We start from the raw sequence: 11,932 nt of genomic DNA on the forward strand, positions 1-11,932 counted from the left end.
GGGCTGTCCTTTCAGCGGCTGCGGAACCAGATGAGGAACGGGACCGCGACAACATACATCATGATTCCGTAAACGGCCGAGGGCAGGGCAAGCGGGCTGAACCCGCTTTCCGTCCCTGTGATCAGCGCAGCCAGCGTAATACCCATCGTTGCGTTCTGAATGCCGGTTTCGATCGAGATCGTCTTGCATTCGGTCCAAGAAAGCTTCGCGGCGCGTGCCAGCCCCAGACCAATGAGCAGCAGACCGATGTTCAGCGTGATCAGGCCCGCGCCCATGATGCCTAGGTTCTCGACGAAAATCTGCCAGTTTCCGGCCAGTGCGGCGATGACGATCAGAACAAAAAGAACGGTGGCAAGCTTGGATAAAGGACCTTCAATCCGGTTTGCAAACCCGGTTGCAAAGCCGCGAATTGCTACCCCGATGGCAACCGGCAGGGTGGTGATCAGGAACATTGCCACCGCAAGACTACTAATCGAAACCTCGGGTGCCGCGTCCCCCATAAAATGGACGACGGACCACGCCGCAAGGAAAGGAACCGTTATGATCGACAGCAAGCTGATGACCGCTGTCAGGCTGACGGACAGGGCGACATCACCCTTGGCCAGTTTCGACAGGATGTTGCTGGTGACACCGCCGGGGCAAAAGCTAAGAAGCATGAAGCCGACCGCAATTTCGGGCGGCAGGCTGAACAGTTTGACCGTGACAAAGGCGGCGAGGGGCAAAATCACCACCTGGCTCAGCGCGCCTATTGCGAACGGGTACTTGCGCCCCAGGACGCGTCGAAAATCCGCGACCTCAAGCCCGATACCCAAAGACAACATGATAATGGCCAGCGATAGCGGCAGGCCGACATTGATAAGCAGATCCAAGAACAACTCCTCCCCAGTCGTTCCCCTCAGCCTATGCGAGTGGTCAAGGGTCAGGCAACCGCGCCGTTAGGTCAGACGTACCGTTTGACAAATCGGCGCAGGATTTCGCCGGGTTGTGTAACATCGGCGGAATGGCAGATATCGATCAGAGATTGCGCATCTTGGGGCGGGAAATAGCCGTGGTCTTTGTAGATATTGATGCGCTGTTCAAAGTCTTTCGCATCAGCCTCGGGGTGGAACTGTGTGGCATAAACGTTCTGTCCCCATCGGATCATCTGAAAGGGGCAGGGGTCGGATGCGACCAGATGCACACAGCCTGGGGGCAGGGACTGAACGGCCTCTTTATGGCCGACAAAGGCGTCGAATTGTGGTGTCAGCTCCGCTGTTAACGGGTCCCGCAGCCCGTCTTCGGTCAAGTGGCAGGCCGAGGGACCGACCGGTTCACCATATTGCGCTTTGCTGACCTCGCCGCCCAAATGCGCGGCCAAAATGCCGAGGCCATAGCAACAGCCCATAAACGGGTGATCCCGCGCGGTGATCTGGGGCATCAGCCCCATAATTGCGCGTTCGATCCGCGCGTCCAACGGCGATTTGGTTTCCGGATCGTCGCTGACGCATCCCGGACCACCACCAACGATGACCCCCGCATAGTCAGACACATCCAGGCCTGCGGGCAAATCCTCGCAATCCAGCCGGATGCGGTGGGTCTGATCGGGCGACAAACCGCTGCGATTCAGGATCGAGGCAAATTCAGCGTCGGAGGCATCGGTTTCAGGGCGCAGTTGCAGGATCAAAAAACGTTTCATGGGCGGCTCTTACCTGTCAAAGCGGCCAGAAGACAAGAATTGCCGGTATGGAAACGGCGATGATCAGAATTTCAAGCGGCAGACCCATGCGCCAATAGTCACCGAACCGATAGCCGCCGGGGCCCAGAACCAGTGTGTTGTTCTTGTGCCCGATCGGGGTCAGGAACGCGGCCGACGCTGCAACCGCCACCGTCATCAAGAACGGGTCGGGCGAAACCTCGAGCGTGCGCGCCATCTGAATACCGACCGGAGCGGCGACAATCGCGGTTGCTGTGTTGTTCAACACATCCGACAGCGTCATCGTCACCACCATCAGAACCGTCAGGATCGCCCAGGCTGGCAGCCCATTCGTCAACTGGATCAGCGCATTGGCGATCAACTCGGTTCCGCCTGACGATTCCAGTGCGCTGCCCAGAGGGATCATAGAGCCCAGCAACACCACGACCGGCCATTCGATGTGGTTGTAGATATCGGCAATGGGCATGATCTTGGTCAGAACATAGGCGATAACCACAAGGCCCAGCGCCACCGGCAAGTAGATCAGACCGAGGCTTGCGGCCAGAACGGCGGCGGCGAACAGCCCGATCGCCAGCCAGGCCTTTTCGTTTGCAGTCACACTCAGCCCGCGTTCCGCCAGTGGAAGGCAGCCAAGCCATTCCGTGACATCTGCGCCCCGATCGCGCGGGCAAAGCAGCAGAAGGATATCGCCCGGCTGCACCTCGGTCTTGCGGACCTGGCTGGTGATGCGGCGACCCTGTCGGGAAATTCCCATCAAAACTGTGCTTTGCCGCCAGGCCAGACCCAACGCCTGTGCCGTTCGACCGGTGATACGCGCGCTTTCAGTGGCGACAACCTCGATGACCTCAAGCCCTTCGCCTTCGGCCGTCAGCACTTCTTGCCGGCGCGAATCCGAGAAATCCAGATTGAGTGCTGCGCGGAACTCATCCAGCGCTTCGGGCTTTGCTTCCAGAACCAACGCGTCGCCTTCATACAGCGTGGCATTTGTCGCACGCCCATAGCGGCGTTTGCCGTCCCGGATCAGGCCGATGATGGCGACATCTGACTTTTCTGCTGTGTCATAAAGCTCGGCCACGCGTTTGCCGATATGCGGTGACTCGGCCGGGACCGTCAATTCGGCGATGTAATCTGCCAGAACTTCCGATGTTTCTTTCTCTACCCCCCGGTCCGGCAGCAGCCGCCATCCAACCAACGCGACGAATGCAAGGCCCGAAATCGCGGCAATTCCGCCGACCGGGGCGAAGTCGAACATGCGGAACGGCTCGCCCAGTGTTTCGGCCCGGATCGAGGCGATGATGATATTCGGAGGCGTGCCGATCAGCGTCGCCATACCACCCAGAATGGTGGCAAAACTCAACGGCATCAGGCTGAGGCCCACAGACCGCCCGGCCTTGCGCGCGGTCTGAATGTCAACTGGCATTAGCAAGGCCAACGCAGCGACGTTGTTCATGAAGGCCGACAGAACCGCGCCGATACCGCCCATCAACGCGATATGCGCGCCCAGTCCGCGCGACGCGTCAACCAGAGTGCGAGTGATCAGGAACACCGCGCCCGATCGGACCAGCCCGGCTGAGACAACCAGCACCAGCGCCACGATGATTGTCGCCGGATGGCCGAACCCCGAAAACGCATTGTCGACTGGAACTACACCCAACACGACACCGATCATCAGCGCCGCGAAGGCAACCAGATCGTACCGGAACCGTCCCCAAAGCAGCATTCCGAATACGCTGATGAAAAGGGCAAAAAGAATAATTTGATCTGTCGTCATACGGTCACCATAGCTGCAGATACCGCCCGGGCAAGCCGGTCTCTTGATCCTGCCCCTCGCAAACGTCTATATGAGCGCCAAATACGCAATCACGATGACGAGGACGCACTATGGCAGGCCATTCCAAATGGGCCAACATCCAGCACCGCAAGGGGCGTCAGGACGCCGCGCGGTCCAAGCTGTTTTCCAAACTTTCCAAAGAGATCACCGTTGCCGCCAAGATGGGTGACCCCGATCCCGACAAGAACCCGCGCCTGCGTCTGGCGGTGAAAGAGGCTAAGTCGAATTCGGTCCCCAAGGACGTGATTGATCGCGCGATCAAGAAATCCGTAGCGGGTGAAGGCGATGAATACGAAGAAATCCGGTATGAGGGCTATGGCCCGAACGGTGTCGCCGTGATCGTCGAGACGATGACCGACAACCGCAATCGGACCGCATCAACCGTCCGGTCCACCTTCTCCAAGAACGGCGGCAACCTGGGTGAAACCGGCTCGGTCGGGTTTATGTTCGACCGCAAGGGCGAGGTCGTTTACCCCTCTGACGCCGGAGACGCGGATACGATTTTCGAAGCTGCCATCGAGGCTGGCGCGGAAGACGTCGAAAGCTCGGAAGACGGCCACATCATCTGGTGCGCCGATACCGATCTGAACGACGTGTCGAACGCTTTGGAAGGTGCGCTGGGCGAGTCTGAATCGACCAAGCTGATCTGGAAGCCCACAACCACCACCGAATTGGGTCTTGAGGACATGCAGAAGCTGATGAAGCTGGTGGACGCACTTGAAGACGACGACGACGTCCAGCGCGTCACCACCAATTTCGAGGCGACCGACGAGGTTATGGCCCAGCTTTAAGCGGCACTTGTTCAAATTGTCAAAAGCCCCGGTGATTCACCGGGGTTTTTTGTTGGATCAAAGGGTTCTTGGCCGCCGCGGTGAAAGTGGGTACATTTCCCGGGTTGCGGTCGCGCAACCAGATGCGGCGACCGGCATGGTCATGACACAGGCAGGTAGATGACGGACAAACCCACTGATCCGGCTAAGCGGAATGTTCCGGTTCTGGCCGGGCAGAGCATCCTGTCCCAGATTGCCTGGACGTTGGGAAGCCCCTCGGTCGTTCTGCCCTTTCTGGCGATTTCGCTGGAAATGCCGATGTTTCTGGCCGGGGCGCTGGTTTCGGTTCGTATGACCGGCAGTATGATCGCCGATGTGTTCCTTGCGCAGACAATCGCTACGCGCGAGCGGAAGAAACGCGCCATTGCCATGACCGAATTTGCCATCGGTGCCTGCCTTGTCATGGCGCTCGCCATTGCTGCTACCGGCGTGGTTCCGGTGATCGCGGTTGCATTTGTCTCGGCCTTTCTTCTGATCGGCCTGATCGAAGAGATACAGTCGCTGATGTTTACCGACCTGCTTGGGGATCACGTAAAATCCAAGCATCGGATGGTATTGCACTATTTACAGCTTGGCGCTGGCGGGTTGGGGGCCATTGGTCTGGCTTTGCTGATACATCAGGTCATGAAGGACAATCCGCCGTTTTCAAGGCATTCCGCTGTCATCGCGGTTTCGTTCGCGTTTTTTGTGTTGTCAGGTCTGTCGATTCTTGCAATGTCCGAGGCGGCCAAAAAGACACCGGAATCCGAAAAACCAGCAAAAAAGCGTAAGTTTTCCGAGAACTTCACCAATATCGTCCGCATGTTCGATCAACCTTGGTTCCGGCGATACATGGTCATGCGTATGCCGCTGGTAGTCGTGTCCCTGTCGGTGCCATTCTTCGCGCTGATCGCAGCTGAGGCGCATCACACCTCGGCCAGGGGGCTGACTGCGATGATCATTTCATCGGCCTCGGGCTATCTGGTGTCTGCGCCTCTGTGGCAGGCGGTCAACATGAAGTCGCATCGGGCGGTCATGGTGACCGGCACGTTGCTGGTGGCAGCCACCGGGTTGGCGCTGGTGGCGGTTCACTATCTTGACGCGGATCACGACGTTCACCTGCACGCCGTTGCATTGTTCGTGGTCACCGTGGCCGTGACCGGCGTCAGCAGCGCCCGCAAGCTGTATTTTCTGGACGTGGCCCCCAAGGATCAGCGCGTACAGGGCGCCGCAGCGGTCAAAAGCCTGTGCCGGATCACAGCAGTGATCCTTTCATCCGTTCTGGCTGCGGTTGCGCATATGAACGAAGTCTCTCTGGCGGTTTTGTTTATCTCGGCGGTCAGCATAATTGCTGCCATTCTGTGCTATCGCGTGGTTGTTCCGAACCGGGACCGCGCCGAGGCCGCTTGAACCGACGTCAGCTGGACGACACCATGACCTGAGCCGCAGCGCGCCGCACTGCACGGGTTAGTGGGGCCAGAGACGGGGCGAGGATGCGCCCGACCTGCCAGGTCAACGGAATGTCCAGCGGCGCATCCGGGATTAGTTCCTGTAACCGACCATCCGTGATCCAGGACCGGGCCAGCGGTTCGGGGTTCATGCCCCAGCCAAGCCCAGCAGCGGCCGCTTCGATGAACCCATGTGCTGAGGGCAGGAAATGTGTCGGCGGTGACAAGCGAGTGCCCAATTGCGCGCGCATCCATGCCGTTTGCAACGTGTCTTTCTGATTGAAGGTCAGGCATGGCGCGCGGGACAGAGATTTGTCAGTGACGCCCTGTGCGAACCAGGTTTGGATAAAGGCCGGGCTGGCCGTTGCCAGATAGCGCAAGGACCCCAGCGCGAGGGAATCGCAGCCCGTCACCGACTGACCACCTACAGTCACAGCGGCGCTGACCTCGCCGCGCCGCAACCAATCTGCGGAATGATCCTGATCATCGATCACCAAGTCGAACATCAGCCCGTCCGTCCGGGCCATCGCGTCTATGAACCAGGTCGCCAGACTGTCTGCGGGGACCGCGATTCTGACCCGGGCCGGGGCAGCGGTGTTGCGAAGCGCCAGATCGCGGCCCAATTGCGCCTCAAGCACGCCGATATCCTCGGCATGTCGTGCAATCCTCAGCCCGGCCCGAGTGCCTGTGCAGGGTGTTCCACGATGGATCAGAGTTGCCCCCACCCGATCCTCAAGCGCCTTGATCCGCTGCGAGATGGCCGAGGGTGTCACCGCCAACTCTGCTGCGGCAACCTCGAAGCTGCCATGGCGCAGAATGGCGGATAAGGCGGACAGGTGGTGCGGGTCGAACCTCATTAGCAGAACTAATCCAAGCTTACTTTCTTTAATTTGATAGGGTCGCGCACCTCGGATAGTCAACGCTCAATCACAGGAGGTTTCATGACCACATCCCTGATCGCTGGCTTTGCCCTGGGTTTCAGCCTGATTCTGGCCATCGGTGCGCAAAATGCCTTTGTGCTGCGGCAGGGGCTGCGGCGCGAGCATGTCTTTGTTCTGTGCCTGACCTGCGCCGTGTCGGATGCAATCCTGATCGCCGCAGGGGTCGCCGGTTTCGGAACGCTGGCGCAGGCCGCGCCGTGGTTCGAAACTGTGATGCGTTATGGCGGCGCCGTGTTTCTGACCTGGTACGCGCTGCGCAGTTTTTGGTCGGCCTGGCAGGGCGGTGCGGTGATGCAGGTCGGTGAGGGACAGCGTACCAGCCTGCGCGCGGCTTTGCTGACGGTGCTGGCCTTCACCTGGCTCAATCCGCATGTTTATCTGGATACGGTGGTGCTGATCGGGTCGATCTCGGCGCAGTATGACAGCCGCTTGGGGTTTGCGATCGGTGCCATGGTATCCAGTTTCGTGTTCTTCTTTTCTTTGGGCTACGGAGCAGGTGTATTATCGCCGATCTTTGCCCGCGCCCGGGCCTGGCAGATACTCGACATCGTAATCGGCGTGGTGATGCTGGGGATCGCGGTGAAACTTGTTACCATGTGAAGGGTTGTCGATCTGCGGGAATAGGTGTTCAACACACACATGAGTTCACCCGAAGATCAATCGCGCCCGCTTGTGGGGATGTTCTGGATGTTCGCCGCTGGTCTGTCCTTTGTCGGGATGACCGCGCTGGTGAAATCTCTGGGCACCACGATGAACCCGATTCAGGCGGCGTTCCTGCGCTATGCGCTGGGACTGGTATTTTTACTACCGGCGCTCCGGGCAATTCTGAATACCCGCATGACGCACCGAAATGTGACCCTGTTCGGGGTTCGCGGTGTGGTTCACGCCGCCGCAGTGATGCTGTGGTTTTTTGCGATGACCCGCATTCCCTTGGCCGAGGTTACGGCGATGAACTACATGACGCCCGTCTATGTCACCTTGGGCGCGGCCCTGTTTCTGGGTGAAAAGCTGGCCTTTCGTCGGATTGCTGCCATCGGTGTGGCACTGGTGGGTGTCCTGATCATCCTGCGCCCGGGTTTCCGCGAGATATCGCCCGGGCATATCGCGATGCTGGGAACCTCTCTGACGCTGGGTGGTTCGTACCTTCTGGCCAAGGTGTTGGTGCGCGACATACCGCCTTCGGTGGTCGTTGCGCATCTTTCGATCTGGGTCACGATCGCCTTGATTCCCTTTGCAATCGCTGTATGGGAACCGCCCAAGCTCGAAGATATCGGGATCCTGTTCCTGATCGCCAGCTTTGCAACGGCCGGGCATTATTTCATGACACTGGCCCTGCAGGCCGCGCCGGTCGCTGTAACCCAGCCGGTGACGTTCTTGCAACTGATCTGGGCCACATTGCTGGGCGCGCTGTTGTTTCACGAGCGGGTTGACATCTGGGTCGTGTCCGGGGGTACGCTGATCCTGGTCGCGCTCAGCTTTATTACTTGGCGCGAGGCTGTGCTGCAACGTGCAGGCAATACACCCCTACAAGGATCAGAAACGCCCGGTGATCGACCGCAGAAGGTTATTGATTGACGAGTCAATAAAAACCTCGTAGCTTTTCACTCTGTTGGGTGTGGCAGAGAGGCCGAAATGCCAAAGCTGGGAATGGAACCGATCCGGCGAGAAGCAATCGTCAAGGCGACGATTGCCGAACTTGGCGTGAAAAAGTCCCTGGACGTGACGGTCAGTCAGATCGCCAAGCGTGCAGGTATGTCCAGCGCGCTGGCGCATCATTATTTCGGCGGCAAAGATCAGATATTTCTGGCAGCCATGCGCCAGATTCTCAGTGATTTTGGTGCCGAGGCTCGGCAGCAGCTTAAGGACGCCGCGCCAGACGAGCGGCCGCGCGCGATCATCCGGGCCTGTTTCGCGCCTTCGTGCTTTACACCGGATGTGATTGCCGCCTGGATGACCTTTTATGTCCTGGCCCAGACAAACGACGACGCTCTGCGCCTGTGGCGGATCTATCAGGCGCGTATCCGGTCAAATCTTATCAGCGCTCTGCGCCCGATGATTGCCGATCCGGTTGAGGCATCCGAAGACATGGTCGCCCTTATCGACGGTCTGTATATCCGCGCCGCACTCAACGCCCCACAAGAGCCGAAATTGGCCGAGAACCATGCGCTGCGTGTTCTTGCCACGTTTCTACAGGTGAATAATGACCAAACCTAATATTCTGATCCTGATGGTGGATCAGCTGAACGGTACCCTCTTTCCCGATGGTCCGGCAGATTGGTTGCACGCGCCCAATCTCAAAAAACTGGCCGCGCGGTCGACGCGGTTTGCCAATGCCTATACGGCCTCGCCGCTTTGTGCGCCGGGTCGGGCCAGCTTTATGTCCGGTCAGTTGCCGTCGCGCACCGGGGTTTATGACAACGCGGCCGAGTTTCGCAGCGACATCCCGACCTATGCCCACCACCTGCGTCGGGCCGGGTATTACACCTGCCTTTCTGGCAAGATGCACTTTGTGGGTCCCGACCAGTTGCACGGGTTCGAGGATCGTTTAACCACCGATATCTACCCGGCTGATTTTGGCTGGACGCCGGATTACCGCAAGCCGGGCGAGCGGATCGACTGGTGGTACCACAACATGGGTTCGGTGACGGGCGCTGGTGTGGCCGAAATCTCGAACCAGATGGAATACGACGACGAGGTCGCCTATAACGCCAAGGCCAAGCTATACGATCTGGCGCGCGGCAAAGATGACCGTCCGTGGGCGTTAACAGTCAGCTTTACGCACCCACATGACCCTTATGTGGCGCGTCGCAAATACTGGGATCTCTACGAAGATTGCGAACACCTGCTGCCCGAGGTCGCGGATCTGGGATATGACAATCAGGACCCGCATTCCAAGCGCATCTTCGACGCTAACGATTGGCGCAGTTTCAACATCACCGAAGAGGATATCCGCAAATCACGACGCGCCTATTTCGCCAATATCTCGTATCTGGACGACAAGATCGGCGAAATCCTCGAGGTGCTTGAAACCACCCGGCAAGAGGCGATCATCCTTTTCGTCTCGGATCACGGCGATATGCTGGGCGAGCGCGGTCTGTGGTTCAAGATGACCTTCTTCGAAGGCTCGTCGCGGGTGCCGTTGATGATCTCGGCGCCCGGTTTGCCAGCAGGCCGGATCGACGCGCCTGTGTCCACCATTGATGTGACGCCGACGCTGGGTGCATTGGCTGGCGTCGATATGGCTGAAATTGCCCCTTGGACCGATGGCGAGGATCTGGTTCCGCTGGCCAAGGGGATCGAGCGTACAGCCCCCGTGGCGATGGAATACGCGGCCGAGGCGTCTTATGCGCCGCTGGTTTCGCTGCGCTATGGAAAATGGAAATACAACCGCTGCGCGCTGGACCCGGATCAGCTGTTTGATCTTGAGGCAGACCCGCATGAACGCACCAACCTTGCGGATGCGCCCGAACATTCGGGAACCTTGCAAACGCTTCGCGAAAAATCTCAAGCGCGCTGGGATCTGGACCGGTTCGACGCCGATGTCCGCGCCAGCCAGGCGCGCCGCTGGGTCGTGTACAAGGCGTTGCGGCAAGGCGGCTATTACCCCTGGGACTACCAGCCGCTGCAAAAGGCATCCGAGCGTTACATGCGCAATCACATGGACCTGAATATCGTCGAGGAAAGTCAACGCTTTCCGCGCGGTGAATGACCTCATCCTGAAGACCGGATTTCACAAGACGATGACGTACAAGACCCAACCCACCGCCAGCCATTTTATCGGCGGCGAATATGTCGAGGATACCGCAGGCGCGCCGATCGAGGTGATCTACCCCGCGACCGGAGAGGTTATCGCGACGGTACATGCCGCCACCCCGGCCATTGTCGAGCGTGCGATTGAAAGTGCGCGCCGGGCGCAGAAGGAATGGGCCGCCACCAGTGGCACCGAACGCGGTCGCATTCTGCGCCGGGCGGCGGACATGATGCGCGACCGCAATCATGACCTGAGTGTGTTGGAAACCTATGACACCGGCAAACCCTATCAGGAAACCTCGGTCGCGGATGCCACCAGCGGCGCGGATGCGCTGGAATATTTCGGTGGAATGGCTGCAACATTGACGGGATCGCACATCCCGTTGAGTGGTGGCGACTGGGCCTATACCCGGCGTGAACCCCTGGGGATTTGCGTTGGGATCGGGGCGTGGAACTATCCCACCCAGATCGCCTGTTGGAAAGGCGCGCCTGCGCTGGCCTGCGGAAATGCGATGATCTTCAAACCCTCCGAGACGACGCCGCTTTGCGCGCTGAAGGTGGCCGAGATCTTGCACGAGGCTGGACTGCCCGCCGGGCTCTACAATGTCGTGCAGGGTCTGGGTGAGGTCGGAGCGGCACTTGTGACCGATCCACGTGTCGACAAGGTCTCGCTGACCGGGTCGGTTCCGACCGGCAAGAAGGTCTACGCAGCTGCCGCCGCAGAGATGAAGCATGTGACGATGGAGCTTGGCGGCAAGTCCCCCTTGATCATCTTCGACGATGCCGATCTGGAAAATGCGGTTTCCGGGGCCATTCTGGGCAATTTCTACTCGTCGGGGCAGGTCTGTTCGAACGGCACGCGGGTATTTGTTCAATCCGGCATCAAGGATGCGTTTCTGACGCGACTGAGCGAACGGCTTCAGCAGGCAAAAATTGGCGATCCGATGGACCCCGAGACCAGCTTTGGCCCAATGGTCAGCGAAAGACAGATGGAGATCGTGCAGGGTTACATCGCCAAAGGCGTTGAAGAAGGCGCGCGCCTGATCACAGGCGGCGAACGCCTTGATCAAGAGGGATTCTACCTGCAACCGACCGTATTCGCAGAGGTCACCGACGACATGACCATTGCCCGCGAAGAGATTTTTGGCCCGGTCATGGCGGTGCTGGACTTTGCGGACGAAGCAGAGGTGCTGGCCCGCGCCAATGACACCGAATTCGGTCTGGCCGCAGGCGTGTTCACCCGCGACCTGACCCGCGCGCATCGTGTTGCTGCCGGGTTCGAGGCGGGAACCTGCTTTATCAACAGCTACAATGACGCCCCGGTCGAAGTGCCTTTTGGCGGCTCGAAACTTTCTGGTGTCGGGCGCGAGAATTCGGCGGCCGCGATAGAGCATTATTCGCAGCTCAAGTCGGTCTTTGTGCGCATGGGTGATCTTGAGGCGCCGTTCTGAACGCGCGCG

The 11,932-nt window shown here is 59.2% G+C and carries 11 protein-coding genes; 7 read left to right on the top strand and 4 right to left on the bottom strand.

Annotation, left to right across the window (positions count from 1 at the left end; translation table 11 throughout):
• Positions 1–11 precede the first annotated feature (11 nt).
• The 3 genes from ACR0JA_RS08725 to ACR0JA_RS08735 form a co-directional block, all read right to left on the bottom strand.
• Positions 12–869, bottom strand: coding sequence for a bile acid:sodium symporter family protein (locus tag ACR0JA_RS08725; protein ID WP_480572820.1), 858 nt, complete (start codon positions 867–869; stop codon positions 12–14).
• A 71-nt stretch (positions 870–940) separates the two neighbouring features.
• A complete protein-coding gene (locus tag ACR0JA_RS08730; RefSeq protein ID WP_480572822.1) occupies positions 941–1,675 on the bottom strand; it encodes a glutamine amidotransferase in 735 nt (244 codons plus the stop codon).
• A 16-nt stretch (positions 1,676–1,691) separates the two neighbouring features.
• On the bottom strand, positions 1,692–3,464 hold the full coding sequence (locus tag ACR0JA_RS08735) for an SLC13 family permease (RefSeq protein WP_480572825.1): 1,773 nt from the start codon (positions 3,462–3,464) through the stop codon (positions 1,692–1,694).
• A 110-nt stretch (positions 3,465–3,574) separates the two neighbouring features.
• Here ACR0JA_RS08735 and ACR0JA_RS08740 point away from each other — a divergent pair, with 110 nt between their 5' ends.
• Together ACR0JA_RS08740 and ACR0JA_RS08745 are read left to right on the top strand one after the other, a co-directional pair.
• A complete protein-coding gene (locus ACR0JA_RS08740) occupies positions 3,575–4,315 on the top strand; it encodes a YebC/PmpR family DNA-binding transcriptional regulator (protein WP_480572827.1) in 741 nt (246 codons plus the stop codon).
• Between the two features lie 159 nt (positions 4,316–4,474).
• Entirely contained in the window at positions 4,475–5,743 is a 1,269-nt protein-coding gene (locus ACR0JA_RS08745) for an MFS transporter (RefSeq protein WP_480572830.1), read from the top strand.
• 7 nt (positions 5,744–5,750) lie between these two features.
• Here the strand turns inward: ACR0JA_RS08745 and ACR0JA_RS08750 are convergent, their stop codons facing one another.
• Positions 5,751–6,638 carry a LysR family transcriptional regulator ArgP gene (locus ACR0JA_RS08750; RefSeq protein WP_480572833.1) on the bottom strand — a complete coding sequence of 296 codons (888 nt, stop codon included), beginning with the start codon at positions 6,636–6,638 and terminating at the stop codon, positions 5,751–5,753.
• Positions 6,639–6,722: 84 nt separating this feature from the next.
• On the opposite strand from ACR0JA_RS08750, the gene ACR0JA_RS08755 reads away from it, so the two are divergent.
• Genes ACR0JA_RS08755 through betB form a run of 5 tightly spaced genes read left to right on the top strand, consistent with a single transcriptional unit; the run spans position 6,723 to position 11,923 of the window.
• Entirely contained in the window at positions 6,723–7,322 is a 600-nt protein-coding gene (locus ACR0JA_RS08755; RefSeq protein WP_480572836.1) for a LysE/ArgO family amino acid transporter, read from the top strand.
• 39 nt (positions 7,323–7,361) lie between these two features.
• Positions 7,362–8,297: a DMT family transporter gene (locus tag ACR0JA_RS08760; RefSeq protein WP_480572839.1), complete on the top strand. Its 936-nt coding sequence runs from the start codon at positions 7,362–7,364 to the stop codon at positions 8,295–8,297.
• Between the two features lie 57 nt (positions 8,298–8,354).
• Complete coding sequence (gene betI / locus ACR0JA_RS08765; protein WP_480572842.1) at positions 8,355–8,936, top strand: choline-binding transcriptional repressor BetI; 582 nt, start codon at positions 8,355–8,357, stop codon at positions 8,934–8,936.
• Complete coding sequence (gene betC, locus ACR0JA_RS08770; protein WP_480572845.1) at positions 8,923–10,431, top strand: choline-sulfatase; 1,509 nt, start codon at positions 8,923–8,925, stop codon at positions 10,429–10,431. Before betI ends, betC begins: the two co-directional genes overlap by 14 nt.
• A 31-nt stretch (positions 10,432–10,462) precedes the next feature.
• Positions 10,463–11,923, top strand: a complete 1,461-nt coding sequence (gene betB / locus ACR0JA_RS08775; protein WP_480572848.1) for a betaine-aldehyde dehydrogenase — start codon at positions 10,463–10,465, stop codon at positions 11,921–11,923.
• The last annotated feature ends 9 nt before the right edge of the window (positions 11,924–11,932 follow it).

The sequence above is a fragment of the Ruegeria sp. AM4 genome, assembly GCF_056540665.1.

Coding starts and splice junctions, on each gene's coding strand:
- ACR0JA_RS08730 (WP_480572822.1), bottom strand. CDS start 1,675: ATGAAACGTTTTTTGATCCTGCAACTGCGCCCTGAAACCGATGCCTCC.
- ACR0JA_RS08735 (WP_480572825.1), bottom strand. CDS start 3,464: ATGACGACAGATCAAATTATTCTTTTTGCCCTTTTCATCAGCGTATTC.
- ACR0JA_RS08740 (WP_480572827.1), top strand. CDS start 3,575: ATGGCAGGCCATTCCAAATGGGCCAACATCCAGCACCGCAAGGGGCGT.
- ACR0JA_RS08745 (WP_480572830.1), top strand. CDS start 4,475: ATGACGGACAAACCCACTGATCCGGCTAAGCGGAATGTTCCGGTTCTG.
- ACR0JA_RS08750 (WP_480572833.1), bottom strand. CDS start 6,638: ATGAGGTTCGACCCGCACCACCTGTCCGCCTTATCCGCCATTCTGCGC.
- ACR0JA_RS08755 (WP_480572836.1), top strand. CDS start 6,723: ATGACCACATCCCTGATCGCTGGCTTTGCCCTGGGTTTCAGCCTGATT.
- ACR0JA_RS08760 (WP_480572839.1), top strand. CDS start 7,362: ATGAGTTCACCCGAAGATCAATCGCGCCCGCTTGTGGGGATGTTCTGG.
- betI (WP_480572842.1), top strand. CDS start 8,355: ATGCCAAAGCTGGGAATGGAACCGATCCGGCGAGAAGCAATCGTCAAG.
- betC (WP_480572845.1), top strand. CDS start 8,923: ATGACCAAACCTAATATTCTGATCCTGATGGTGGATCAGCTGAACGGT.
- betB (WP_480572848.1), top strand. CDS start 10,463: ATGACGTACAAGACCCAACCCACCGCCAGCCATTTTATCGGCGGCGAA.